General features: G+C 41.4%; 31 protein-coding genes and 1 pseudogene. 8 read left to right on the top strand and 24 right to left on the bottom strand.

Annotated features, from left to right (window positions below; all coding sequences use genetic code 11):
- Positions 1–48: 48 nt before the first annotated feature.
- Together ACTQ1O_RS12240 and ACTQ1O_RS12235 are read right to left on the bottom strand one after the other, a co-directional pair.
- Entirely contained in the window at positions 49–1,428 is a 1,380-nt protein-coding gene (locus ACTQ1O_RS12240; RefSeq protein WP_441487498.1) for an extracellular solute-binding protein, read from the bottom strand.
- 50 nt (positions 1,429–1,478) lie between these two features.
- Positions 1,479–2,525: a LacI family DNA-binding transcriptional regulator gene (locus ACTQ1O_RS12235; protein WP_441487497.1), complete on the bottom strand. Its 1,047-nt coding sequence runs from the start codon at positions 2,523–2,525 to the stop codon at positions 1,479–1,481.
- A 565-nt stretch (positions 2,526–3,090) separates the two neighbouring features.
- Between ACTQ1O_RS12235 and ACTQ1O_RS12230 the strand changes: the two genes are divergently transcribed.
- On the top strand, positions 3,091–3,471 hold the full coding sequence (locus tag ACTQ1O_RS12230) for a hypothetical protein (protein ID WP_441487496.1): 381 nt from the start codon (positions 3,091–3,093) through the stop codon (positions 3,469–3,471).
- Positions 3,472–3,708: 237 nt separating this feature from the next.
- A complete protein-coding gene (locus ACTQ1O_RS12225; protein WP_441487495.1) occupies positions 3,709–4,230 on the top strand; it encodes an ATP-binding protein in 522 nt (173 codons plus the stop codon).
- Positions 4,231–5,026: 796 nt separating this feature from the next.
- On the opposite strand, the gene ACTQ1O_RS12220 is transcribed toward ACTQ1O_RS12225, so the two are convergent.
- The 8 genes from ACTQ1O_RS12220 to ACTQ1O_RS12185 all read right to left on the bottom strand — a co-directional run bounded on the left by ACTQ1O_RS12220 (position 5,027) and on the right by ACTQ1O_RS12185 (position 10,011).
- A complete protein-coding gene (locus ACTQ1O_RS12220; RefSeq protein WP_441487494.1) occupies positions 5,027–5,800 on the bottom strand; it encodes a hypothetical protein in 774 nt (257 codons plus the stop codon).
- A 1-nt stretch (position 5,801) separates the two neighbouring features.
- Entirely contained in the window at positions 5,802–6,185 is a 384-nt protein-coding gene (gene gloA2, locus ACTQ1O_RS12215; RefSeq protein WP_227617353.1) for an SMU1112c/YaeR family gloxylase I-like metalloprotein, read from the bottom strand.
- Between the two features lie 119 nt (positions 6,186–6,304).
- The gene (locus tag ACTQ1O_RS12210) at positions 6,305–6,577 is read right to left on the bottom strand and encodes a hypothetical protein (RefSeq protein ID WP_441487493.1); all 273 of its coding nucleotides are present in this window, start codon (positions 6,575–6,577) and stop codon (positions 6,305–6,307) included.
- A gap of 21 nt (positions 6,578–6,598) precedes the next feature.
- The gene (locus ACTQ1O_RS12205; protein ID WP_441487492.1) at positions 6,599–7,111 is read right to left on the bottom strand and encodes a S1 family peptidase; all 513 of its coding nucleotides are present in this window, start codon (positions 7,109–7,111) and stop codon (positions 6,599–6,601) included.
- Positions 7,056–7,394 (bottom strand): hypothetical protein, encoded by a 339-nt coding sequence (locus tag ACTQ1O_RS12200; protein WP_441487491.1) that lies wholly within the window; start codon positions 7,392–7,394, stop codon positions 7,056–7,058. Before ACTQ1O_RS12200 ends, ACTQ1O_RS12205 begins: the two co-directional genes overlap by 56 nt.
- A gap of 622 nt (positions 7,395–8,016) precedes the next feature.
- Positions 8,017–9,090, bottom strand: coding sequence for a HigA family addiction module antitoxin (locus ACTQ1O_RS12195; RefSeq protein WP_441487490.1), 1,074 nt, complete (start codon positions 9,088–9,090; stop codon positions 8,017–8,019).
- Positions 9,083–9,442: a hypothetical protein gene (locus ACTQ1O_RS12190; protein ID WP_441487489.1), complete on the bottom strand. Its 360-nt coding sequence runs from the start codon at positions 9,440–9,442 to the stop codon at positions 9,083–9,085. Before ACTQ1O_RS12190 ends, ACTQ1O_RS12195 begins: the two co-directional genes overlap by 8 nt.
- 269 nt (positions 9,443–9,711) lie before the next feature.
- Positions 9,712–10,011 (bottom strand): hypothetical protein, encoded by a 300-nt coding sequence (locus ACTQ1O_RS12185; protein WP_441487488.1) that lies wholly within the window; start codon positions 10,009–10,011, stop codon positions 9,712–9,714.
- A 24-nt stretch (positions 10,012–10,035) separates the two neighbouring features.
- On the opposite strand from ACTQ1O_RS12185, the gene ACTQ1O_RS12180 reads away from it, so the two are divergent.
- On the top strand, positions 10,036–10,236 hold the full coding sequence (locus tag ACTQ1O_RS12180) for a hypothetical protein (protein ID WP_441487487.1): 201 nt from the start codon (positions 10,036–10,038) through the stop codon (positions 10,234–10,236).
- Positions 10,237–10,385: 149 nt separating this feature from the next.
- On the opposite strand, the gene ACTQ1O_RS12175 is transcribed toward ACTQ1O_RS12180, so the two are convergent.
- The 6 genes from ACTQ1O_RS12175 to ACTQ1O_RS12150 form a co-directional block, all read right to left on the bottom strand.
- Entirely contained in the window at positions 10,386–11,249 is an 864-nt protein-coding gene (locus ACTQ1O_RS12175; RefSeq protein ID WP_441487486.1) for an ATP-binding protein, read from the bottom strand.
- A gap of 112 nt (positions 11,250–11,361) precedes the next feature.
- On the bottom strand, positions 11,362–11,655 hold the full coding sequence (locus ACTQ1O_RS12170) for a hypothetical protein (RefSeq protein ID WP_441487485.1): 294 nt from the start codon (positions 11,653–11,655) through the stop codon (positions 11,362–11,364).
- Positions 11,656–11,759: 104 nt separating this feature from the next.
- A complete protein-coding gene (locus ACTQ1O_RS12165; protein WP_441487484.1) occupies positions 11,760–11,954 on the bottom strand; it encodes a hypothetical protein in 195 nt (64 codons plus the stop codon).
- A gap of 14 nt (positions 11,955–11,968) precedes the next feature.
- Positions 11,969–13,231, bottom strand: a complete 1,263-nt coding sequence (locus ACTQ1O_RS12160; protein ID WP_441487483.1) for an SEC-C domain-containing protein — start codon at positions 13,229–13,231, stop codon at positions 11,969–11,971.
- A 20-nt stretch (positions 13,232–13,251) separates the two neighbouring features.
- Entirely contained in the window at positions 13,252–13,839 is a 588-nt protein-coding gene (locus ACTQ1O_RS12155) for a type I restriction enzyme endonuclease domain-containing protein (RefSeq protein ID WP_441487482.1), read from the bottom strand.
- A gap of 664 nt (positions 13,840–14,503) precedes the next feature.
- Complete coding sequence (locus tag ACTQ1O_RS12150; protein WP_441487481.1) at positions 14,504–15,130, bottom strand: hypothetical protein; 627 nt, start codon at positions 15,128–15,130, stop codon at positions 14,504–14,506.
- Positions 15,131–15,412: 282 nt separating this feature from the next.
- Here ACTQ1O_RS12150 and ACTQ1O_RS12145 point away from each other — a divergent pair, with 282 nt between their 5' ends.
- The 4 genes from ACTQ1O_RS12145 (at position 15,413) to ACTQ1O_RS12130 (ending at position 18,221) form a co-directional block, all read left to right on the top strand.
- Positions 15,413–15,925 carry a DUF6431 domain-containing protein gene (locus tag ACTQ1O_RS12145; protein WP_441487522.1) on the top strand — a complete coding sequence of 171 codons (513 nt, stop codon included), beginning with the start codon at positions 15,413–15,415 and terminating at the stop codon, positions 15,923–15,925.
- A gap of 73 nt (positions 15,926–15,998) precedes the next feature.
- The gene (locus ACTQ1O_RS12140; protein ID WP_441487480.1) at positions 15,999–17,405 is read left to right on the top strand and encodes a Mu transposase C-terminal domain-containing protein; all 1,407 of its coding nucleotides are present in this window, start codon (positions 15,999–16,001) and stop codon (positions 17,403–17,405) included.
- Positions 17,398–17,946: an ExeA family protein gene (locus ACTQ1O_RS12135; RefSeq protein ID WP_441487479.1), complete on the top strand. Its 549-nt coding sequence runs from the start codon at positions 17,398–17,400 to the stop codon at positions 17,944–17,946. Before ACTQ1O_RS12140 ends, ACTQ1O_RS12135 begins: the two co-directional genes overlap by 8 nt.
- A 62-nt stretch (positions 17,947–18,008) precedes the next feature.
- On the top strand, positions 18,009–18,221 hold the full coding sequence (locus tag ACTQ1O_RS12130) for a hypothetical protein (RefSeq protein WP_441487478.1): 213 nt from the start codon (positions 18,009–18,011) through the stop codon (positions 18,219–18,221).
- Positions 18,222–18,348: 127 nt separating this feature from the next.
- On the opposite strand, the gene ACTQ1O_RS12125 is transcribed toward ACTQ1O_RS12130, so the two are convergent.
- On the bottom strand, positions 18,349–19,236 hold the full coding sequence (locus tag ACTQ1O_RS12125; RefSeq protein ID WP_441487477.1) for an AbiH family protein: 888 nt from the start codon (positions 19,234–19,236) through the stop codon (positions 18,349–18,351).
- A gap of 288 nt (positions 19,237–19,524) precedes the next feature.
- On the opposite strand from ACTQ1O_RS12125, the pseudogene ACTQ1O_RS12120 reads away from it, so the two are divergent.
- Positions 19,525–19,893: pseudogene (locus tag ACTQ1O_RS12120) on the top strand (transposase); the annotation flags it as partial.
- Between the two features lie 65 nt (positions 19,894–19,958).
- On the opposite strand, the gene ACTQ1O_RS12115 reads toward ACTQ1O_RS12120, so the two are convergent.
- Genes ACTQ1O_RS12115 through ACTQ1O_RS12085 form a run of 7 tightly spaced genes read right to left on the bottom strand, consistent with a single transcriptional unit; the run spans position 19,959 to position 26,297 of the window.
- Complete coding sequence (locus ACTQ1O_RS12115; protein WP_441487521.1) at positions 19,959–20,153, bottom strand: transposase; 195 nt, start codon at positions 20,151–20,153, stop codon at positions 19,959–19,961.
- On the bottom strand, positions 20,125–20,496 hold the full coding sequence (locus ACTQ1O_RS12110; protein WP_441487520.1) for a helix-turn-helix domain-containing protein: 372 nt from the start codon (positions 20,494–20,496) through the stop codon (positions 20,125–20,127). The genes ACTQ1O_RS12115 and ACTQ1O_RS12110 overlap by 29 nt, the downstream gene beginning before the upstream one ends.
- Positions 20,497–20,536: 40 nt before the next feature.
- On the bottom strand, positions 20,537–21,988 hold the full coding sequence (locus ACTQ1O_RS12105) for a lipopolysaccharide biosynthesis protein (RefSeq protein WP_441487476.1): 1,452 nt from the start codon (positions 21,986–21,988) through the stop codon (positions 20,537–20,539).
- Positions 21,989–22,046: 58 nt separating this feature from the next.
- Entirely contained in the window at positions 22,047–23,156 is a 1,110-nt protein-coding gene (locus ACTQ1O_RS12100; protein ID WP_441487475.1) for a DegT/DnrJ/EryC1/StrS family aminotransferase, read from the bottom strand.
- A 2-nt stretch (positions 23,157–23,158) separates the two neighbouring features.
- Positions 23,159–24,139, bottom strand: a complete 981-nt coding sequence (locus ACTQ1O_RS12095) for an NAD-dependent epimerase/dehydratase family protein (protein ID WP_441487474.1) — start codon at positions 24,137–24,139, stop codon at positions 23,159–23,161.
- Complete coding sequence (locus ACTQ1O_RS12090; protein ID WP_441487473.1) at positions 24,136–25,335, bottom strand: ATP-grasp domain-containing protein; 1,200 nt, start codon at positions 25,333–25,335, stop codon at positions 24,136–24,138. The genes ACTQ1O_RS12095 and ACTQ1O_RS12090 overlap by 4 nt, the downstream gene beginning before the upstream one ends.
- Positions 25,336–25,355: 20 nt before the next feature.
- Positions 25,356–26,297 (bottom strand): glycosyltransferase, encoded by a 942-nt coding sequence (locus ACTQ1O_RS12085; RefSeq protein ID WP_441487472.1) that lies wholly within the window; start codon positions 26,295–26,297, stop codon positions 25,356–25,358.
- Positions 26,298–26,303: the final 6 nt, after the last annotated feature.

Here is a 26,303-nt window from a genome sequence, read left to right as displayed (position 1 = left end):
ATAATTTGGGGGTGGCTTTTGGCCACCCTCTTTTTACATTCGCACCTGTCAGCTGTTATAAACTTCCTTAAATGACTGTTCCAAATCAGCCACTGCATCTTCGGCAGAGGTTCCGTTAACAAGCATTTCCTGTACTGCCTTTACGCAAAGCTGGTTGCTAAAACATGTCATTGCGCGATCATCTGTCGGTGCCGGGTAATACGTTGCAACAGTCTGCTGTGAAGATTCAAGCCATGGCTTGTGAAGATCTTCCTGCCAAAATGGTTTGTCATCAAGCCCATTAATAACTGGCTGCCACATACCATCCATTACCTCAATCATAGATTCATAATTATCCACATCTGAGAAGTAATATTTTACAAACTCTTTAGCAGTATCAACATGCTTGCCTGAAGCAATAATTCCGAAAACGTTGCTTCCACCGAGTGTATATGTTCCTTTGGGTCCAGCAGGATATGCAATAACTTCTGTATTTGCTAACAGATCTGGATCATCCGATTCCATAGATGCAATTACAGATCCAGAATTACAAATAACTCCTGTGGTTTTAGCTAGATACGCCTGATTGTTCCAGTTATCGTCTCCAGTTATTGCATCCTGTGAAATTAACCCTTCATCATAAAGAGATTTAATGTACTCAAATGCAGCCACCGTCTCCGGAGAATTTACAGTAACATTTCCATCTTCGTCTACTGTCTGTCCACCCCAGTCAAGAATAATCGTCCTAACAAAACCTTCAGCATCTCCACCACCTGATGCACCCATTGCAAATCCAAGAGCATAAAAGTTATTGGACGGATCATTGACCTTTTCTGCCTGTTCTTTTAATTCATCCCATGTGGTCGGCATGCTTAAACCGGCTTTTTCCCATACATCTTTTCTAATGTACATACCTGGAGCTGTAAATGCCTGTGGAATCATATATTGCGTTCCATCAAAATCACCAATCAATTTTGCTGCATCAGTAAAATCAATACTATCTACAACATCTGTGACATCTGCTAACTGTTGTAAAGATCCGAACTGGCCAACAAGCGTATTATCTCCAACAATCAAATCAGGTGCATTCCCTGCCTCAATAGCAGCCATTAGTTTTTGTTTCATATCAGCTGCGGGAACATTTACATAATCGACCTCAACATTGTTCTCTTTTGCAAAATTATCAACGACTTGCTTCATCATTGTGCCGTATTCGTCAACATATTCCGCTTTATCCCAAAAGACAAGTTTTTTAGAACTTCCAGACGTTTCAGCAGAAGCCGAACTATCCGTTGTTGATGCTTCGCTTGCAGAAGCAGTTGCCACTGTCGATGTTGTTGATTTACTAGATGCGTTAGAACTGGTTGCTGTCGATCCAGATCCACATCCAGCCAATGTGACACCAAAAACAGATACTGCTGTCAACATTGCGATGACATTCTTTTTCATATTACGCTCCCTCCTTTAAAAGACTACTTCCGATAGGCAACAGCCTTCGTTCACGCTTTTGGATTAAATGCAGTGGTATCTCCAATTGTTAAATAAAGTGGAATCAGAATATTTGTCCGTTTTTTCCGTTCCTCTTCAGAGTTAATCTTTTTGCGCAATTCCTCAAAAGCAATCTCAGCGACCTCTTTTGCCCTCGACTCAACTCTAGTCTGAACAGTTTCATCTAATGGACTACGCTGATAATATTCAATGTTTATATAGGAAAAATCATCAGGAACATGCAATCCGCATTTTTGTGCCGCTAATAACATCATCGGCCTCACACTTGAAGTAATGATAAATGCAGTTGCAGTTTCATCATTAAAAATCTCTTCCCACATGTGAAGCAATGTTTCATCGTCAGCATTACGTACTTGATATTTGTGATCATACCGGATGATATTTTCGAGTGGAATGCGCTGTTCCGAACAAATCTCTAAAATACCCTTATCTCTTACTTTGGAAACAACACTATCATCTTTTAATGTTACAAAGCCAATTTTTTCATGATGCAATTGCCGTAAATACTTTATAGAATCTTCTATCGCTTTTTGATGGTCTGACGCCACAAAATTGTAATCGTCAACATTCCATATTTTGCCAACACATATATATGGAATATTTTTGCTTTCAAAATCTCTAAAAAACAAATTGTCTTCAGAAAGATCAAAAACAATATAACCATCGATTAAAGACGAAGAAATCCCATTAAGGTATTTAAAATCATCATCTCTGATGCCGCTCATTGGATATAGCAAAATTCGATAATGCCTTTTTGCTGCAACTTTCTCAATAGCTCTAAAAACCGTCGGATAGTATAAAGAATCAAAAATACGAACCATATTTCTTGGAATAATTAAGCAGATAGTCCGGCTTTTAGTTTTATTAGCAAGTCTTTGAGCACTTACATTCGGAATATATTCCAATTCCCTCATCGCATTCGAAATTGCCTGCTTAGTTGAATCTGACATTTTCTCGTATCTTGCATTAATATAATTAGAAACTGTCGATTTGGATACACCTGCCCTTAAAGCAACATCCGAAATTGTAACCCTCATATAATCAATCCTCCAGGAATAGTTATATTTAATTGTAATCCCAATATTAGCATATTAATGCTATCCTGATCTCAGATTATATGGTAAACCATTACACATATATATAGCAATGGTTTAATGAAATTATTTTCTAGTTTTTAGTAAACCGGTTTACTTATAAGTGTATTGTACTACTTTTACACAAAATGTCTATTGAGCTTTTTATCCAAAAATAACTTTCTGTTTATATATAATTATGCCAAACATCTCTTAACAGGACATTCCGTGCAGATTGTCGAGCTAAACGGACATCTGTGCCATATTCGGCGGACAGTCTGAGACATAATTAGCGGACAAGTAAGGAAACATTAACCGGACAATAGATCTTCAGATATAATAAGCGCATCTCCTTAAAATGGAGAAATATTATATCTGGAGGTCCTACTATGGATTACAAAAAAGTACTAAGGCTTCACTTTGTGACCCATCTCAGCTGCCGTGAAATCGCCGGAACCCGGATGAGACCACAAAGGTCACGATCTTTATCGCTGCCCTCACCTACAGTGATTACTTTTACGCTGAAGGAATGACCGAATGCGATATCCGGAACTGGATCCGGGTTAATAATAATGCTCTGATTTGTTTTGGCGGCGTGACGCCGACGATCACCCCGGATAATTGCAAAGTGGCAGTTGCCCGGAACAAGGACTGGATCAGCCCTGTCCTGAATAAAGATTTCCAGGCATGGGCAGAACATAACAATACGGTTTTAACCCCTGCCAAAGTGAAATCCCCCCGCTGGAAACCAGTTGTGGAAGGCCACGTAAAGATCATTCCCATGCACATCCTCATGGATATGGAAGATATGGTCTTTTATTCGCTGGATGATTTAAGCCGTGTCCTGATGGAAAAGGTGGGTGCTGAGAAGCGGAAGCCCTGGAACGTTGCTGTAAAGACGCCGTTTTAGCTGGGAGATGCAACCATTCCTATATATGTAACACAATCTCAACTTACCATAAAGAGCCGTTGCAAAGTACAATGCCACAGAGTAGACCCAACGAAGATGCTGCAACAGCCGTATCCGGCGCCCTACAAAGATGATGACAGCAAGTATTCCCTTAAGAACCTGCTGAAGCGTCAGGAAACGGAGGTTGGCAATGAAGAATAAGATCTGCGGCTCAGCAGCCTGATCAATAAAGGTGCTTTGGCCGAGAATCTGAAAACCGGCAACGGACGCATCTACAATGATGCCACCGTTGAACAGATCCTGAAATTTCATTTCGCTGAGAATCGGCAGAACGTCGGGATCTATGGAATCACCGGTGCCGGCAAGTCTTATTTCCTGTCTGCCTGTTGTGTGGAAGCATGCAGACGTAATTACCGTTGTAAGTTCGTAGACTATAGTGACCTGCTAGACGAACTGATCGTCCTCAACCGCCAGGAAGATCTGAACAAGTACCGCAAGAGGATCAGGTACTATGCACGGATCCAGCTGCTGTTCATTGATGATTTTACCATAAGCAGGTATTCAGAAGAAGGGATCAAGATCCTGTATCATCTCATAAAGCTTCAGGATGACCTTGGCACCTCCACACTCTTCAGCTGTCAGTATTCTCCAGATGAGTGGGGAAACCAGCTGAGTGACGAGAAGGAAATCTACGGTAAGCTTGACGGGATCAGACGCAGACTGACGACAGGATTTACTGTACTGATTGAGAAAGCATAGCTTTCTTCTGGAACACCGATCAATACTGATCAGTAGGGCGGAGTACCCTCTGCCCTACTGATCTCCCAGGCTGTCCGTTTAATATGGCCCGAACCGTCCGGAAAATGCGGCCCTGCTGTCCGCAGAAAGTGGCTGTTTGCACTGCTGTAAGACTTATGCAGACCTCCGGTTTTTTCATACTCTTTATACCAAAGTTTTATGGAATGTGAAGATGGTGGATATCCAAGCTCTCTGAAAACCGACGCGTAGCTCTTGTCATACTGGATATAAAGCTGAACGGCCTTCAATCGTTCTTCGTAGGAATACATGTGAGTGACCTCCTCCTGTTAATGACCTCATTTGGTCCAGGATTTCGTCCGCACCCCCGAATTTACACAGGATTTATAAATGATACCGGCAAAGAGCTGCCGACCATTATTGCATTTGAGGATATATTAGAGATTGGGGTGAATATGACTTGAACTACTACTTTTGCAACGCCTGCCGCTACTGCTTCTCTGCTGAGGAACTACCTGACCGCTGCCCAGACTGCGGAGCACAAATATATAAAGAGAATCCAGCAGTACGCCTAGCAAGTAAAACGGAAATAGCAGAATTGCCTAGAACACGGAAAGAAGATAAGGAGGACACAAAATGGAAGCACATAAATATTGGTCACTCGACACTCTGGTTCCGTTTTCTTCAAATACTCCTCCAGCATTTTCTTCAATTTTTCTATAATGCTACCATCCTTCCCAACTGAGATTCACATCCTCAGTTACGGCACATCTTACCGTAGACTTTTGCATATAGCAACCTATTTTTTGCGGTCTTTCGGATGCCCCATCTTCTCCTTCACTTCATCCGGCACATCGATCAATCCGAACCGATAGAACATTCCGTAGATGTAAGTCACTCCCCGGATATCGTCCAGAGCTTTCGGGCGGTCTACCACTTCTCCTTTAATATTCTTCAGCGCCAGCAGCACTGAACTCCATGCTAGACTTTTACTCTTCTCCCGGCGGTCGATCCACAGCTCTTTTGTGTGCTCACCGTTCCTGCCTTTTTTAATTTCGTAAGAGAATGGCAATCCAGAGTAGGTTTTAAATCCTACCTCTGCATAGGACATAACCATGCCCCAGAAGTTTTCTTCTGTCGGATCAACCCTCCACCGCTTCATTGCTCTGTATCTCCGCTGCCGCGCTGCTCCGACACTGATCTTCCCTTTTTCTGCTGTGCTTGGGAAGTACACACCTTTCCGATATGGCAGGTACGAGGTGACGGAGGCTTTGGAAAGTTTCAGAGTGTTTGCAGTTGAGTGTATGGAGGTTTTGTAGTCTTGTGTTTCACGGTATTCTTGAAAGGTAGCTTGCACCTTCTCCGCCACTTCAGATTCATACACATCGGCCGTGATAAGCAGCTTTCTTACTTTGATTGGATTTAATCCCAGTTCTTCGCCGATGGCCTGCAAGGACATCTCAGAATCATAAAGTGCCACAGCACTTTCCATCTGCTCTTTCAGATTTTTCCCGGCATCGTACTCTGGCTTCAACTTCTTCCGGCCACCGCCTGGTTTTCTTGTTTTCTTCATTTTACTCATGCAGCTCCAACGGCAGTCCGTCCGGGTCATGGAAGAAGGTCATCTTCTTGCCGGTGTAATCATCCACACGAATTGGCTCACATTCAATTCCTACCTCTGCCAACTCATTCACTGTCTGCTCCACGCTTTCCACACAAAATGCAAGGTGACGCAGCCCACAGGCCTCCGGGTGGTTCACACGCTTCGGCGGGTTTTCTTCTGCAAAAATCTCCAGCTCTGTGTGTTCGTTAACACGCAGATCCAGCTTCCAGTCTTTACGCTCTGGGCGATAGTTTTCTCTGATGACAGAGAATCCCAGCTTGTTCACATAGAAATCCTTAGCTGCTTCATAGTCAGATACGATGATTGCAATATGATGTATTTTTGATAAATTCATTTATGTCACACTCCATTTCTTTTATTTCCGTTATAAACTATATAGCGACCTTCAAAAAAACGTGTGAACTTCTGGAGTTCAGTTTGTCCACACGGCCGATCTTATGTTTTTCGAGGATTTCATCCGCACTCATGCCGCTGGCCAGCAGCTTCTTCAGCGGCCTTAGCATCTGCCTTTGCCTTCTTCGCTAGAGATGCCACTTCTTTTTCGGCCTTCTTCAGAGCAGTCTTCTTCTCCTTCAAATCAGCCTTCAAAGTGTCAATGTTGCCGGTGATGGATGCGATTTCAGTATTCAGAGACGCAATAGTCTCTTGCTTTTCTGCGATCTGGGATGCGTAGTCTTTGGTGATATTGGTTTTGGGACGGTTTTTGCTGCCTTTCGTTCTGGGCATCGTGATAACCTCTTTCCTTTTTTAATTAAATGGCATCGAATCAACAAGTCCTTTAATCGCTGTCGATTTAAAAACAATTCCTAATCCCAGCACCTCTTGCGTAATATAATTCGTTCCTGTTGGGATTGCCTGCAATGTATTATTCCGAATCATTGTCATCGCAACAATACCAAGCAATTTCAACTTTCTTTGTCCAACTACAATTTGTCCGTTCTTAAAATTCTCGAATGTCAAATCTATGTAAACAGGACTCCCACTTGAACCAGGAAATACTTGTGCATCAATCACAAATTCCGGCTGTCCATTGAAATCATATTGCGGGTGACTTGAAATCATGCCCGTTCTAATAAGTGGCAGATTATTAGCCATATCATATCTACCATCTGGATAACCAACAAAATACACATTCTCTGTAACCGATAATTCTGGCTCATGAAAATCAGCAAGCATGGAACAATCAACATACTTATAGTATGTTTTATCTTCTGCGGCAATAAAAAGCCCCCGTACAATCCATTGCCGCAATATCGACATTTGGATTGGGATGCCCTTTGACAATTTGATCTACACCTTGAAGATTAAGCTCCTGTTTATGCCCATGTTTCGGTTCCCCATTTTCTTTACACGTGAAAGATATAGTAATATTGGGGGTTCCAATTAACACATGTTTATTTGAGATTAAATACAATTTATATTGGTTTTCTCCTACAGGGCGAGACAACAAGAATCCTGTTCCTATTGATGTTACTTTGCCTTCACTGTTTTTGCATTCTATTCTTAGCGTTGTATATAATAGTTGCTCGTAAACAGTATTCATAATTACCCTCCCTTTATCTTCGTATTATTATCACATCTTCGCCGTCCATAAGGTCGTTGCCTGCTACTCACCACGGAGAGGTGTGTGATTTATCAAAAAGGTTTTTGATTTGTCCGAGCAGCGTAGGGAGCTACCACTCCCGGTATATCACAATTTCAACCCTTTTTCTGTCACTAAATCCCAGGCTCTTGAGCCGAAGGATCTCACGATACTTGGTCATAATGGTGACCCTCCTTTATCTGTAGTCACGCTGAAGCGTGCACAAACAGTATAAAGGAACGTATGATACAGGAGCCGTCAGAGTGGCTCCAAAACTCCGGAATCAGTGACTCTCATTCTCCGGAATGGTGGCTCTCAAAGTCCGGACAGATGGCTCCTAAGGGGCCGGAATAATCATGGTGGAATTTAAAATTTCATTTTTGGTATCCAAGCAATCTGAAATAAAAAATGGTAAAACGCCCTGATGATATCGCACTGATTTAGAGTATTATAAGAATTGGTTTGATTGATCATGGTAATATTTTACCATAAAGAAGAGAAGTAATCGGCTGTTTCCAGCTATTACTTCTCTTTTTTCTTGAGCTGATTATTTCACAGCCCTTCTATTCATCATGTGTCTTCCTTATGCGAGTATAACTTTGTATTTATGGCGAAGTTTTTTGCCCAGCACTACATCAGTATATGATATCTTTCCGTCACGTTGTAAACGACCAAACACTATGCCAGGGTCTTGTTTTATCCTGTCTGCAAAATCTCTGATCTTGCTTTCCGTGAATACTTTGTTTTCTCTAACGAATATTTCATATTCTTCTTGAGGAATTAAGGTCCTCTGTGCATACAGATCAGCTTCATCTTCAGCCTCATCCTTAACTGAAATCCCTAAGTCTCCATTAAGGATATGACCAATCTCATGAAAGAGGGTAAACCAGAAGGTATCCGCATAATGCCTGCGATCGTTGACCATCAATAGGACTTTTCCGTCTACTTTCTTTGTCGCACCATTAATTCCAGAACTTTTTAAATTCGGAAGTGCAACCAGAATTACCCCTGCCTTTTCAAAAGCTTCCCGAACCACAGGGAAGAAATTTTCATGATTACTGGTCTGTGTTAATGCAAATGCAACTGCGCTCTCAAATTTTTTCTTATTAAACTTCGGAGCATCTGTTTTCAAAGCTTTATTGATTGCAATCTGAACCATCGCATTAGCATTTACAACATTCGAAAGGCTTAAATCCGTTGTATAGCTTCTGAAACTCACTGCCAGATTCTGTTCTTCCAAAATGGTTAAGGAAGATACCGATAAAAACTCACGAACACATTTAATCTGTTCATCAATTTTTCTGGGCAGATCCGGAAGATGAAAATTGTCTCTGAAATAGCCATAGTCGATAAGTTTAAACACTTCTCTCTCTCTCACTAATTCTTCTTCGGACATAAAGGCAGCAAGCTTTTCATCATAAGCTTGCTGTAGATTTAACCAATAAGCCACTGTCGTGCCAAGCATTCTCGAAAGCTTTGTAGCAATATCTATAGATAAATTCTGCTCTCCTTTTAATAGAACACTGAGGTTCTTTGGAGTTGTTCCTAATCGTTTCGCAAAATCCTTCTGCGTAAGACCGCTTTCTTCCACCATTTCGCTGAGGTAATATCCTGGATGGAATGCAATCTGATCTTTGTATTCAATATAATTACTCATAGTGTGCACTCACCTCTCTTATCTCAACTGTCTTTACAACACTGGCAATCTCATCAATATGACACGGATCATATACCGCTTCATTATCATCTAATGGCTGTAATATTAGCCGCCATTTCTCTTTTCGCGTTTTCATATCAATGGCAAAATATCCATCCAAATTCCCATGCAAATTATGAAAACGAAATGTTGGCATGGCAATGATATCTTTTATTATATCTGCCTGTTCAATGGCATTGATTCTGGCATGTAAACTTATCGCCAATCTTTTATCGCCACCAAACAACTTTGTTGCAGCCTTCATGCTTGTGCATTGCTGCCTTACATTTTCATTTGCATAGTTTATTTTCACAAGCACGCTCCACGTAAAATTACCAATCAGGTAATATTATTGTACCATTCAAAAGATATTTGTCAATGAAAGATGTCCTTTATTAGATCCAAATATTCCATAGCTATGCTGGGTAATAATATTTGCTTTGATTCCTAGACTTACCTTGGCTGTACAGAAAAACGTCCGCACCCTCCATGGCTCAGTTTCAGATTAGCATTTATATATCTTTCTACAAAATCATTATGCTGAATGACCAGGAAAAGAAATGGGTCACATCGATCAACATCTTATAAATAATTCTGTACTCTGCACATAACCTCATTATAAAAATATTGAAAACTAGGAGAGATATTTCTTTCTGGGACCATATATTTTCCAATATTCTCTGTCCACTCTGCTTTAACTTTACCAATGACATTATACGGATGTTTTTTTAAAGCTTTGTATCCGCCACTATAAATGGTGTCTGCTAACAATTCCCATGTTCCGCAAATACTGTCTTGGCTGTACGATTTTAACACACCATCTTTTGCCTTAGGATATGCTGTTTTCAATGCCTCTCGATCACCCAGTAACCAGGCTTCCATTTCTTCAACAGCTATACAAAATACATGATCAAAACATACGAGCTTCAGGCAGAACTGAGGGATCAGAAAGACTTCATCGAATGGATGCACCTGGGACAGTTCTTCCATCTATACCGTATCCTTCGAGGCCGGATCCCGTTCTTTGATCCGAACGCGGAGATGCCGGAAGCCATCAGTCGGATCGCAGAAGACTGGGAACGGAAATGGAACCAGAAGGAATCCTGATTTTCAAGGTGCGTGCGGCGCTCAGGCAGAGCCAGAGCGCCTTATATAAAGCGAATTCAGTGACATGAAGTTCGGCAGAACCGAGACAAAAGATGCCGTCAGTTCAGAGACAAGTCACGGCGTCAGTAACAATATGGCTCGTTGAGTTCTTATTCATGAATTTCCCAGTATCCAAAACGCTTTCCACCTTTTCGTACAATACATCCGTCATCTTTCATCTTGCTCATTGCCCTTTGGATAGACGGAACAGAGGTTCCAAGTATTTCAGCCAATTCTTTCTGATTCAATCTTGGATCTCTCCATAATTCATCTAAAATCTTATCCTCCAAAACATCACCCTGATGTTTAGGATTTTTGGATTCTGATATTTTGGCGCTCTCAAGCGCAAAAAACTTGACAGTAATGTCATCACCCAGCACCCTATATTCCGGCTCCAGCGTTCCTAATTCCTGACAAGCCTCACAGATTTTCTGAATTCCGCGTCCCCATGCTTCAATGTAACCTGCACGATAGAAAACATGGGCGATGGAAGGATTGAAAGGTTCTGACTTATGAGGTTTCATCAGTGTATCTACTGTCCAGTTCTTCGGCAAAATACAGTTGTTACTGATGTACATAGCGTCATCTTCAATCCGTATCTGAATAGGAATGCTAGCAGCGTAATTGTTATGTCCCAGAGCATTGTAGATTGCTTCCCTCACTCCCTCACGCGGAAAAGGGTATGTCTCCACCCGAACATCATGCTCATAAGTAACTTTTGCTTTCAAATACTTTGTATATATCAGATCAATCACCTTGTCAGCGATATTAAAAAGCGATCCCTCCACAGTATCCTGATACTGCAAATCAGAGCCTTCACCGAACTTTCCGATCTTGACATAGCTTCCTGTAATTATCCGACCCGGCTTCCGATAAAATAACATTACAGCAGCCCTTTTAAGCTTCCCGTCCACTAGGAGATCCAGATGATCCATCAATTCATCATTTGGAATATCCAAATCCTCCTTTTCCATCCTTTGTTTACGAAGTGCTTCGCGCTTAAAAATCTCAATGCTGTCCTGATCAAGATCCTCAATGCCGATATTATCTACAGGAACAGCATCCCATAAAAAGCCAGTCTTATTCCTAATAGATTGCTTCCTCCAAAAGCTCCTTTATCCCTTTTTCCTTTATATTCTGAACCTCGTTCTCTATTTCCGGTGTTAATGGAGTATTCTCAACTATCCTCTCAACCATACCATCGTCGTTCAAGAAATATAGTAATCCCGTTTTTGTAAAGATATCGTTAATCTCTTTCCGGAACTTTGGCCTAATCCATGTTGTTGTTCCAAAAGAAATATCATCGTGCCTGTAATAACTATGATATCGACGATCTGTAATGTCATAGATTTCATTTGCAATCAGCTCTATCAAATCCAAGAGAGCATACTGATCATATTTATCATCTTCTCCATAATATGCCGCCTTTTGCGGTTTACCTACGCAACCTCTACTGTCCTTAAAGATTGTAGGGATCTCAAAGGTTAATGCCGTATTAAATTTTCATAGTCCAAACCGCAACATCCATTTCCATCCGGGCATTCCTCTGGATATTTGCAACCAAGATTCTCAAAATATTTCTCGCAGCAATCAAAGAGCATTGCATACATTTCATAGGTAATCACATATGTTCTTTCTACGGGTTTCCTCAATCCATGTCTCTCTGTATAATAGCTCATCAAGATTTCCTTTCTTACGGTTTTAACGGCACGCATCCATTTATCATAAGTTCAAGTTGCCGCAAACGGTATACATACTCATCGGTCACCAACAAGCCTTGAAATAATCGCAGCGCTTCATTCTCAAACTCCAGAAGATATTCTTCCTCTTTTCTTGACCGATCTCTCGGATTCGGAATATATGTAATCTTCTGCGATGCAGTATCATATTCCACATCATTATGCCCGATAGCATTTCTCAGCTTTGAATTGATAATAACCCTAAGCTTATCTGTATATATTTCCGTATCAATGCAATATTTATATCGATTTGCCTTTGTAAGGCCAATAAAATCCGAGAGTGAGTTATTTCTTGCTTCTATAGGATTCAGTTTATTATAATCACCCCTATACTTTATGTTATTGAGAGCAACAGGAACAATTAATAGATTTCCCAGAGCTTCATAAACATCCAAATAATACTGTTTCACCGTATCAAAATTGCTTGTCGTAGTACCTTCACTTTCATAATCTACACTGTCGTCTTTGTAATATTGCACTGCCAATACGGGAATAAGCGCGTGAAAAACATCCAGAAACTCATCCAGCATCTTGTAAATCAAGTTTTGCATATCCTTAAGGCCATATCCAGGATTACTGTTCAAGAAGCTTATAAGCTGTCTGGTCTGATCCATATTCAGTTTTAAAATATCGCTACTAAAGGTCAAATCCTTAAGAAAATCAGGCATTAACGGTCCTATGAACCCATGAATCTCAACCATATGAACCGCTCTCAAAATCTCCAGTTCATTTCTACAAGGCATCACCTTTTCATCAAACATCTTCCTGATTTCCTGAAGAAGATATTTGTTATTCAAATCACCACTTAAGTCCAGAATTCTTTTATAAAAACTCCACTGCTGTTTTGTTTTCATCACCGCAGCAACAGATTTACAAAACTCTTCGTATGCATCGTTTGAATCCATGCGATTCATAACTCTGATAAACGGCGTAATTGGATTTTTTAGTGGGTCTTTTGCAGCTCCCTGCTTCATTACCGGGAATTCCCCAGAACACTCAACCATATAATCTGCATTTTCATCTATCACTATTTCAGCATTATCAAATGCAAATCTTAACCCTGGCTGTTCCTGTCCTATAGTAACCTTTCCAGACAGAGAAGTGCCGCATTCCCCACAAGTAACTACAATTGGATGTTCCGGAAGCCATCCGACCTGAAGTCGAATACGTGTTATCTTTCCACAAACCTGGCATTTTATAAAGCAATTATATACCATCTTTTACTTCATTCCTTTTCTTACGCCGCCTGCTTATAGTGCGTATAAATATGTTCGTATATAGCCTTCCGGTATGCTTCCAGCCGATCGAACATGCTGTCCGGAATCTCTTCATAAAGCACATTTCTGATCAGAACATCAACTGCTGCCCTGGTCTCCTGCTTATCCGTCCAGTGATCCATACCGTCGATTCTCTCTTTTATTTTCTGAAGCAGGTCTTTGGACATCTTCTTGATCTTATCTATATCACTCTTCGACAGATTCTCTGAGAAAAGCAGATCATAAATCGTCAGCTCTTCATCACTGGAGAACCCTTCACGTGCATATCGCTGCTCTTCCTCTGACATACTCTTTGCCAGATCCATGAGCTCCATAAAGGTCTTCTCTATGGTCGTCCGATCTTGCTCCGCGTTATAGGTCTCAATGATTCCCATGTAGCGAACATAATAATCAACACGTGACGGATTAACCGCCATCATCTTTGATAAGCGCTCCTGCACCAGATCATTCAGGTCTTTGATCATCAGATTCTTTCTCTTCACCTTTGCAAACTCTGCTGCCAGCAGATCAAAGTCAATCTGACTGATATCAAAGCGCCGGGACTCCACCAGAACTTCGCCTTCCTGATCGTCTCTCCTCCAAGATGTATTTCTTAATCCACAAAAAGCTCTGGCAAAATGAAAATGATATCAGCCGCCTCGCGTCTTACCAATTCCGATCCGCATTCCAGTATGCTTTTTCTCAGTTATAGTTTCCATCAACTATCACCACATATTCGTCCTGATTACTTCTGATATAGGTGGCTGCCTCTCTTGAGAAATCGCTCTTTTGCAGAGTTATTCTCAGACGGTTTGTGGTTCCGTATTCGACATATTCATATCAGTCGTTTTTACACTCGCCGTGCTGACGAATATACTCTTCAGTGAATTTCAAAAAGTAATTTGAAATTCGAAAAAGCATTACATCATCGATTGCTTCAAGTGTCTCGGCAATAATACAGTTCTTGTGTTCCTTCGTGCCGTTATAGGTTTTCCATACACCATAGGAAACCTGAACAGCCCTATGATTCTTCCTTTTATCCTCTATAGATTCCTCGATAATAGAATTTATCTATAATCAAAATATCAAGGAGGTACTCATTATGATTATTGACACTGATAAAACTGTTTCGATGACAGAAACTAATCAGAACTTCTCCAAGGTTGCCCGTATGGCAATGGAATATGGTGACGTCACGATTCTGAAAAACAACAAAGTTTTTCTAACTGTCCACTATGCTCCACAAGATGATTCTGTAAAAGCTGCATCTGATGCAGATGTGCTCGCTTCCTCAGCAACAACTGATTCGTGTGAGTGGCCGCAGTCACTCTTTTTGTGATCGACCGCTATTGTACAGTTATCGGCCACAATCATCGGTGCAGTGCCGCCGAAGAATTCAAACATGTGGACATTGGCCTTGATCCAGTTCCCGGTCCGTTCGTTCATAAATGCTTCGACGAACGTGTACTGGCTGTAGGTCATAACGCCTACAAACAGCCAGCAGTCGGTGAGTTCACCGGTATTCGGAGCGATGATGTGCGCGGGATCTCCCGCCCAGTCAACCTCGATCTGCTCACCCGGTTTTCTGGGGATGTGCATGGTTGCACGGCGCTTCTGTTCATCCCTGCGGATGTATTCGCAGAACTGGGAATACATGAGAGGTTCTTCGCCGGCCTGCCGGCATTCCTCGCAGTATTCGATCCACAGAAGCTTTTTTGTGACACCGTTCCGCAAGAGTTCTTTGCGGATGTAGTTATAGTCGGGAAGCCGTCTGTCTGTCGCCGACTTGTCGCTCGGGAACAAAAGCTCCTCGAGCGCACCGTCAGTCATGTCGAAATCGAGAGGCCATGAGATATCCATCTCAGTCGCCTTATCGATCACGCGTCTGACTGTGTTACGTGAAACACTGCAGCTGCGTGCAATGTTTCTGTCACTAAATCCCAGGCTCTTGAGCCGAAGGTGTTGCTGACTTCTCAGCATGTCCAATAGTTGCTCCCCTTGTGTGTCACGGAGTTGCTCTGTATACTGTCTTTTAGTAAATAAAATAAAAGGAAAGGTCCAGAACACCCTCCCGCGACGTCGTGTACTCTGGACCCTGTTTTACAACCATGTTCAGTGTATCAGACTTTGCTCTTGTTCACAATGAGGATAAAGATTTTTTATGTTGAAAGCAATGGTACACCTCCTCCATGCCCAGTCTGCCGGGCCAGACTGGTTTATCGCGACAGGAAGCCCAGAATTCTGAAATCCGAGGGCGGAAGCAGGCAGTGGCTCATGATCCGTAGATTTCGATGCTCTGGCTGTGGCCGCTATCATAATGAACTGCCGGACTGCCTGGTGCCGTACAAGCACTACGAAGCCGAAGCCATTTCAGGTGTGATCGACGGAGTAGTTACTTCTGATGACCTTAATTCAGAAGACTACCCATGTGTGTATACCATGCTGCTCTGGATTCGCTGGTTTACAGAAAACCTGGAACGCATCGAGGGATATCTGCGCTCTGTTGCTTATGAGCTTTCTGATTACGATCAGGAGGTATTGTATTCACAGGTACCATTGCTCGAATCCATACGCCATAGATCCCCATGCTGGCTGGAACAGATCATCCGGTCCGTTTATAACAGTGGCGGGTTTCTGCTGCCGGTTTATTATTGAACCTCGTGCACCTACTTTTTTTATACTGTCATAATCATGCTCTGTATAGTGATCTCATAAGGAGGTTACTATTATGACGATAAACAAAGAATGGCAGGATAACGAGGCGCTGCGCCGCTATACGTTGATCGCTCCACTGTTACAGGAGGATCTGGATAACGCCAAACGTGTTGTCCTTCGGAAACAGATTGCAGAAGCCAACGACATAACGATCCGTTCGTTATACCGCTACGAAAAAGCATTTAAGGATCAGGCATTTAACGGGCTGAGGCCGATGAACCGGGAAAAACGCCGATCACAGGCCCTGCCGGATAACTTCGATGAGCTTGTAGACGAAGCAATCCAGTTAAGACGGGAAGTACCTGAGAGATCTGTATCCCAAATAATCCTGATCCTGGAACTGGAACATCGTATCGCACCGGGGGTATTGAAACGTTCAACACTGGAACGCCATCTGTACAAGGCAGGTTTTGGAGCTAAACATCTGAAGACCTACAAGGAGGCACGCGAGAGCTCATCCAAGCGGTTTTGCAAGCCACACAGAATGATGCTGATCCAGGGCGATATTAAATATGGGCCAAAGCTGCCAATTGGTAAGAATGGTGCAAAGGTACAGACCTATCTTTCTTCTGCCATCGATGACCATTCACGTTTTGTGATCGCATCGAAGTTTTATGATAACTGTGAGGAAACTATCGTTGAAGATACTTTTCATACAGTGCTTCTGCGTGCCGGTAAGTTTGACCGGGCATACTTTGACAATGGTTCCCAGTATGTAGCCAAACAACTGAAACTGTCCCTGGCAAAACTTGGTATTCACATCGGATACGCGCCTGTAAGAAGCGGAAAATCCAAAGGAAAAATCGAGAAGTTCCATCAGGTAGTGGACGCCTTCGATCGTGAGTGCAAGCTGAAGAATGTTAAAACTCTTGATCAGTTAAACGCCCTGTGGTCCCTCTATCTTGAGGAGTATTACCACAGAAAAGCACACAGCGGGATAGCTGAATACTATCAGAGCCAGGGTGTTGTTGTACCCGCCGATGGCATTACCCCTGTTCAGGAGTGGAACAGAGACTCCAGACCACTTACCTTTATAGATACAGCCACCGTTGCTGAAGCTTTTCTGCATCATGTAACCCGCAAGGTTGACCGCGGAGCATGTATCAAATTTCAGGGGAGGAAATACGAAGCAAAGCCTTCACTCATTGGCCAGGAAGTTGAGATTGCTTATGATCTTGTCAGCCCGGAAACCATCAGAGTATATCATCCGCATGTAGAGCCCTTTGAAGCCAAGCCATTACAGATAAAGGACTACTGTGATCCAAAACCGTCACTGCCTGCCGCAATACAGGCAATGGATAAGCCTGAGACTTCCCGATTACTGGACGGATTGGAAAAACGACACCGCGAATCTAAAACAGTGGTAGCCGATGCCATCTCTTTTGCTGATTACAGAAGGGAGGGCAAAGACAATGTATGAGTCATTTTTCGAAATGAGTAGAACTCCATTTACCAGAAATGTACCACCGGAGGCGCTGTATGAAACACAGGCTATGAGTGATACCCTTGGCCATCTTATGTATGTAGCAGATAAAAAGTTATTCGCTGTCGTCACGTCTGATCCGGGCTGCGGCAAATCCACACTGCTGCGTAAGTTTGATGCCATGCTTCCAAAAGATGAATACATTCTTCTTTATCTTTCAGATTCCAAGCTGACTCCGAAATGGTTCTATAAGGGACTGCTCGAGCAGCTGGGAATGGAATCCGGATTCTACCGTGGAGATGCCAAGCGGCAACTCCTGAAAGCAATCGAGATCATTCAGGGCGTACAGAAAAAACGTGTTGTCTGTGTTCTGGATGAAGCGCATCTGCTTGATAAGGAGATGCTTGAAGAATTCCGCTTCATGCTGAACTATCATTTTGATTCCGAAAGTCCGATGGCTCTTGTATTGTGCGGACAGACGGAGCTCTGGGAAAGCAAGTTCGCCTTCAGCGTTATACGGCCATCCGCCAGCGGATAGACATGTACTGTACACTTCCCACATTGAACAGATCCGAATGCGAAGGGTATATCGATTCGCATATGAAATATGCCGGATGTAAACAGGATGTCTTCACAGACAACGCCATTGATAAGATATATCAGATCTCCAACGGTATTCCGCGGATGATCAACCGTGTGTGCGAAAAAAGCCTGATGTATGCCTGTCAGAGGCAGAAATGGCTGATCGATGATCACATGATCAGCTTTGTTGCAGAGCATGAAATGCTCGCCAACGCAATAATAGAAAAATAATTCCTGCCGGGCTTCGGCCCGGCGTTTAGAACAAAAAACGATGACAACAAACTGAGCAGTTCAGAGACAATCAATGAGAGCAACTGGATGACAACTCATGAGATCAGCAACAAGTATCTACGCCGTTTCACGAAAGGATCTCATCTATTGTGCAAAACTGTATTTTTGAAGCAAAGGAATAACCTCTATTTAAGATATCATTCTTTTCATGGTCTTTATAATAAGAGATCAACCATCGCTTTGGATTTAACCCTTTCTCTATCTCTTCCATGTAGTCAAAATCTACGATTCCCATCGAATGCCCAAGCACGATTACTTCACATACATTCAACCCATTCATAAAAACATTTAGTTTGTCTATCTTAAGTTGCTTTTCTAAACGCGTATAAAAACTATATGCTATCTGTCGTTGCTGATCGATATAATAATCCCCATTCTCTTCATTCAATCCCCAGTGTGACGGATACATCATTTTATCATCCAACCTATATCCGAACACTAACGGATCTTCATTATCGCGAAATCCATGTATATGGAGTATTGGAACTTCCACAGGTACATCAAATAGTCTCTCAACAGTGCGTGTATAATTAAAAGAAAGAATAGCATCATCAGCATTAAATAATCTTAATGGATACTTTGAATCATTAATGATATAACTTTCGATTTGTGCATTTGCAGCATCAACCATATCGGTCAAGGCATCGTTTATTGCCCCAGAAAGGCTATCAACAAGCATCTCCATATCCCATATGACACCATCTCTGTCTCTCTCATGATCTGACATATAATCTGGAGCTTGCTCATGCTCCTCTTCCAATTCTTCAAATTCAATATTTGCCATAGACTGTTCGTATTCTGACCAATCTACACCATAACACCGAAAATAATCTAACGCATTATCTGGCTCGTTATAAATAGATTTCGTTGCCAAATATTCTTCAAAATATTCTGGTTTTGTATTTAAGCCAAAATGCAGATCAAAGCCATTTCCAATCACAAATAATCGGCTCAAATTAACACCTCTTCAAAAGCAATAAATGACTCAGACAGCATCCTTGAAGACAATGATCTGAAAATAATCTTTCGATAATGGATATTACGAAATAAAAAATTAACCGTCTGTTGGACTGGAAAGTAACTTTCCGGACTTGAATTATCCTTTATAATTTCGTCCTTAATGATCCCTGCGTAATATTTTCGTAATATTGTAATGTTTCCTTAACAGTGCCTATCACCAGATATTTTCCATTATCCCAAAGGTCAGCTAAGTTTGACAGGTACTGACGATTTACCGTTTACGAACAAAGAGGCAGCACGCGAAAAGGTAGCTTCCGTTGTTGCGAAATTTCGTGAAATGAAGCTCTCTGCAGCCGCAAAGAAAGTTGAGGACGGTGTAGATGAAACTCTGACCTACATGGACTTTCCTACAGAACATTGGACCCGTATTCGGACGAACAATGTAACAGAGCGAGTCAACCGAGAAATCAAGCGGCGTACCAAGGCAATCGGGGCGTTTCCAGATGGGCAAAGTGCTTTGATGCTGGTTTGCGCCAGACTTCGTTACGTAGCGGCTTCGGATTGGGGAACCAAGCGGTATCTCAACATGGATCATCTGTTCCAGATGGAACTTATGAACAATACGGAAACGGCTGAGGCGTCTGCCGGCTAACTACCAAGAATCCGATGGTTGAAATTGAATTTGCGAAAAAATCTTGACCCTATCCAACAGTCTCATCATCCGTTTTCGGACGACCACGCTTCTGCGGGTTCTCTCTGGCAAGCTGCATAGGCGGCACGCCAGCGGTCCTTACGGACTTCATCAAGTGCATCCATGACCCATTCGACGACGTGGAAGGGATCCACGCAGCGCGCACACTCAGGAGTAAACTCATTAACACAGTCAGTGATCCAGCGGGCTCCGTGGCCCATTGGCAACCCAGACAACAGTATTGGTATCGCGATTTACGACTACTGTGATATACTTGTGACCCTTCAGGTAGCTGGTCTCGTCGATGCCGATATTCACCAATCCATTTAGCCGCCTGGTCCGTTCCGGCTCCAGATCACGCAGGGCTCTCGACATGCAGCTGCCGACAGTCTGCCAGTCGATCCGCATATAGTTCGACACAGCGCTGCGGGTTAAATATGTCGCAAGCCATGCAACGGTAAGGTCGAAGTCCTTGGTGAAGCTGCTTTGAGAGTATGCCCATGGAACAGCAGCAGTGACAACACCATGTTCCGGACAAGTGACACAGTGAGTAGTAGCCTCGATTTCAACAAGGATTCCCGAGAAGTCCAGACCACGCCAGACTTTATTCTTTACTACTATCTTTATGCTGTTTTATCAAATTAACTGCATAAAAATAGGTATCGTTCTTTGTAATTCTAGAAAGAATATAATAAATTCCGGCCCCTACAACGATTTGAACTATTAATCTTAAAACAGTAGGAAATGGAGTTGATCCAATGCCGAAAACTGCTGTCCCCATGATGAGTGCCATAATTATATTTGGTAAAATATCCTTAATTTGATCCTCTACTTTGTAATTAAGAAGTCCACGATTTGGCCATGAATTAATGATCAAACTACATACGCCACTAATCAGCAAACTAATAGCCATTGCAAGTACACTGATTCGCATTGTTATTAAAAGTAGCGTAAGGCCAACGCATTTTTTTATGATCTCAAGCTTAAGGAACATATCGCTACGGCCAAGAGCTTTGATCGCATTAAGATTAGCCGTATGCAACGGCCAGATCATATAAGTAAAGCAAAATATTTGAAGATACGGAACACAAGGCAACCATTTATCCGTTAATATTAAAGAGATAACTTCCCTTGAACATGCAGCCAATCCAATCATCAGCGGCGCCATAATATAAGTGCTCGTTTTTATGGCCCTTCTTGTCATATTTCTTACATGATCCTTGTGATCTTGTTCACTAGACATAGCCGGTAGTAAAACTGAATCTATGGATGTGTTAATGTTATTAACAATTACCGCTGGGAACTTATCTCCCTGGTTATAGTATGCCAAGTCACTCGGCGAGTAAATTTTTCCTATAAGAAGCTGACGAAGATTGTTATAGCCAGTATCAATCAGAGCAGAGACCAACAGTTTCCATCCAAATGAAAAAAGTCCCTTTAGTCTCTGGAACGAGAATGCTTTTATCGGTCTCCATTTTACTGTAATCCAAAGGACACAAGTGTCAACGGTCAAATTAAAAAGCTGTTGTGCAATAATAGCCCAAACTCCGGCACCATGCAGCGCTAGAGTAATGCCCAAGACTGCTGCGCCTATCGTACCAGCTAATGTTGCAAAAAAGAACCGTTTAAAAAGCATATTCCTGGAAACATATGCTTGTTGAACGTTCTTAACTCCACTGACAACAATGGTGAGGCTCAAAACCCTAACATATGGAACAAGCTCCGGCTGATGATAAAATCCAGCTATAGCAGGAGCGAAAAGCCACATTACTCCATATAGCAGTAAGCAAAAAACGATATTGGTGTAGAAGACTGTAGAAAAATCAATATCGTCAGCATTCTTCTTTTGAATCAGAGCATTTCCAAGTCCGCTATCAACGAATACCTGCATAATCGTTGTAAAGACCGTTATCAAGGCTACGGTGCCATATGCCGATGGATTAAGAATGCGCGCAAGAACTATAGAAACGATAAACTGTACAAGCTGGGCTCCGACTCTTTCCATAAAGCGCCAGATGAACCCTGAAATTACTCTCGTATTCTTAAATGTATCCATAAATAGTCATCATATTTCTTTTATAGAAATGGATTCCCTTTCGAAGTATCTCTTATGTTTATTTCGCGCAGCTTTTTATAATATTGCAGATTCTATCCACATCACTAAGTGCAAGGTCTGCATACAAAGGCAACGTCAAAACCCGTTTGCTTATATGTAAGGCAACCGGCGTCTTCATTACATCAAATTGTCCGTGAAAGCATTCAAAAGTATTTGTCAAAGGATAAAAATACTTTCTCGCATTAATATTGTCTTTTGCAAGCTCATCAAAGACTTCGTTTCTGGTTGCGCCAAAAGTCTCTGGCTCAAAAATCACCGGAAAATACGCATAGTTACTTTTAACATCTGGCTGGACGGCATTAAGCTGGAGTCCGTCTATTCCGTCGAGATCAGCTCTGTATCTCTCGACAACCTTTTTCCTCTTCGCGATCTCCTCATCCACATGTCTCAGATTGCAAAGCCCCATCGCAGCACAGAACTCGTTCATCTTGGCATTCGAGCCAACCGCGTCGACAGTTTCTTGATCACGGATTCCAAAGTTTTTCAAACCATAGATATCTCTGCCAAACCGCTCATCATGATAGCAGACAGCTCCGCCCTCGATCGTATTAAATACTTTTGTCGCATGAAAGCTGAAGCAGGATACATCACCATATGATCCGATTCCCTTGCCCTTGTATGTTTCACCGAACGTATGACACGCGTCGTATATTACTTTAAGACCGTATTTATCAGCGATCTTTTGAATAGCATCAATATCACACACATTGCCATATACGTGAACCGGAAGAATAGCGCATGTTCTATCTGTTATAAGCTCTTCGATTTTAGTAGGATCCATGCAGAACGTTTTTTGATCGACATCGCAGAATACCGGTATGAGACCATTTCGTACAATTGCATGAGTCGTTGATGCAAATGTAAATGGTGTTGTAATAACCTCACCTTGCAGGTTTAATGCCTGGAGAGTCAATTCCAAGGACATATGCCCATTCGTAAGCAGATCTATATGGTCAACACCAAGATATTTCTGTAATTTCTTTTGAAGTTCTTTGTGTTTTGGTCCCATATTTGTCAGCCAATGGCTGTCCCAAATACCTTTTATCTCATCCACATATTCTTCTATAGGAGGCATCGATGATTTTGTCACTAAAATTTGTTCGCTCATTTTTACACGCCCTCTCTCTCAAGCTCCATCTCTTTCTTGAAATCTTTCAGCATAGAAATGTAATCATATTCAGGCTTATACCCAAGATCATTGATAGCAGGGGTTATATCCATAATATACTGAGGTGCATTTGGCTTATCAGGTGCGAAACTGATTTCGGACTTTTTTTCTCCACTAAAGACATCTACCATTCCCTTAACCTGGTTAAGTAAAGATGTGCCTATTCCCGTACCAACGTTGTAATAACCCACATCCAGGTCAACGAATAATGCCTTATACAGCATCTGACAGAAATCTTTTACATAGACCATGTCTTTCTTGCGGCTAGGATCACCCCACACCTGAATTGGATCTCCGGTAATTGCTTTATCAATCAATGCCCTGTATCCTATTTTATGTTTCACTCCATCCACATAGTAATAATCAATTGGAGAATAAAGATAAATGGTAGGTAATCGGAAAATAAATCTCTTTAATCCGTACATCTGGTGGTAATTTTCAATTAAGTCCACAGCAAAATTTTTACTCATGACATAAACTGTGTGGTCTGATGTGAAACTGAAGTTTCTCGGCATTTTAACTGTCAAGATTGGATCTTCTTCTGAATAATTCTTGATATCACCAAAGCTCTGAGCAAAAAGAATGCGGTCTGCATGAGTTCTTCTGCAATACTCTAGAATGTTTAAATTACCGGTGATATTAACATCAATATATTTATAAGGGTCATATCCCTTCATTCGAGCGGGCATAACTCCAGCAAGATCTACAATCCCGTATACATCATCTTGCGGAAGTGCTTCGAATGCAGATTTATCTGTAATATCTACGGGAATATAACGCACACCAAGAGAGGTAAAATAATCAGTATGTCTTGTTCCAGATGCGATGACCTCATACTCATCACCGTTATAATGATCAAGGAAATACTTTATGAAATAGTGGCCGGTGTCACCGCTGGCGCCAAAAACAATTATCTTTTTCATGTTAATTCAACCTTTACAAAACTATTGATATTGGCCAATGTTTCTTCTGCTTCACTCTGTGTATCAAATCGTAGTACAAGAGTACCAATTGCCCGGTTTGCTCCAGAAAACTCATACACGTGGTCACCTGGATTCAACCAGTAATCTTTTTCGATTACATGCTTCTTTTCAAACTCAGGATCAAGTGTTATTCCTCTGTAAGTTCCGGCCTTATTACTGTGAATAATATATTCAGCCCATGCACCGTTATATACTGGATCATGCAGGTCATCCAGTTTCATTCCCAAAGCTGCTCTTACAGCATTAGATACAAGATCCTGACTGCATGAGTATTTGAGCATCTCAGAGAGTCGATTACCACCAGCTCGAGGAGATACTTCCATGATATAGCCTTTACCATCCGTCCCCATGCGTGTCTCAATGTTGTACTGTGATGTGCCAAGATTCAGTAGTTTAATCAGCCTTTGAAGCTCAGAGCGAAGATCACCCTGAACAGTTTGCGGCATATCAGACGGCCAACTGTATGCAGAAGGCGTATACGGGTTTATCGCTTCCGCATCAAAATGCTGGCAATTAAAGCTGCAGAAAACAAGATTTGAATCAATAGAAAAAGAGTCTGTATCAGAAGAGCTTCCAACCTTTTCAATGAAGTCTTCGATGATGATATGTTTTGAAATAGAGACATCAAATGCTTCATCTAAAGCAACTGGCAGTTGATCAAGATTATCAATTCTTGTCACACCTTTACTTCCAGCAGAATCAGTAGGTTTCACAATAAATGGAAGTTTGAATCTCCTCGCGCCAGCGAGCGCATCCTCTTTATTATCAAAGCCCGCTGAATTAGGAACTGTAAAGCCATTATCTCGAAGAAACGCTCTGAACTTATCTTTATGCTGAAGAATGTCTACCGACTTATATGGACATCCGGGTAACCCCATCTTCTCTGCAACATATGATGCAGTAACAACACCTGGATCCGTAGCAGGAGAAATAATTCCGTCTATATTAAGTTCCTTAGCCTTTCTGAGCACCGCCTCTTTATCTACAATAGATACATTAGCATATTCATCAGAATACCGATGTGCTATATTATTAGGAAGATAATCACAGGTGATGACATATGTTCCCAATTCATGTGCTCTAATAATATATGGAAGAAGATATTTTGTTCCACCAAGTAATAATAATTTTTTCAATATTGTTACCTCGTATCAAATTAAAAACTCTTAATTTCGAAAAAACGTTTAATCTTCCGTTTCACACGAAATATTAAAGGATAATCAGACCAAACATTTTTGTATTTTTTATCTGATAATGCTTTAAAATTCTTTTTTCTTTCATTAAGCGTATACTCATGTTGAAGTTTGACTTTGTATAACAAATCATCATAGCAGTAACCAGTGTATGTATTTAATGAGTCTAACATGTCACAAAGTTGATTAAACTCAGAATCAAGACTTTTAATATCATTTGCAGTAAAGTTTTTTTCTGTCCAAGAATTTTCATTAAAAATTCTATAGCATGACATAGGTCTATCTATAAACCAAATTTTGCCTCGCAAAGATAGCAAAATTGCCTTTTGATAGTCATCACAAAACTTCATTTTTTCATAAAAATCAGGCTTATTTAGAACCGCACCATAACGATACATTAAGGAAGATGTATGAAACGCATAGCTACCAGCACGTACAGTATCAGAAAAAGTAACATCATGATCGCCAATGGACTTATACATTAATTTTTTTTTCCCATTTCTTGCATCCAAGAGATATGTGTTATGAACACATGCAACATATTCATGATGAGAGTTCAAGAAATCGTATTGTCTTTGTAATTTAGTCTTATCTGTCCAATAATCGTCCCCTTCACAAACAGCAACCAATTTTCCCCGCATTATGGGGACAATAAAAGTATCAGTAATCCTTACTCCCTTACTATATTGATTCTCTTTTTCATATATAGTGGTAATTAAGTTAGGATATTTTTTCTTATATTCATCAATAATTTTCACAGTATTATCTGTCGATCTATCATCATGAATAATTATTTCATATTTAAAATCTGTCTTTTGAGAAACAAAACCCTCCAAAGTATCTCGAATATATTTTTCATGGTTATATGTAGTACAGTAAACTGAAACTTCGATATCATTATTCATTCTTCT

It is taken from the genome of Bilifractor sp. LCP21S3_A7 (assembly GCF_052118825.1).
In the GTDB taxonomy this organism is placed as follows: Bacteria; Bacillota; Clostridia; order Lachnospirales; family Lachnospiraceae; genus Bilifractor.
Note: the sequence above shows the minus strand (reverse complement) of the source record. Positions and strands in the feature narration are given on the sequence as shown.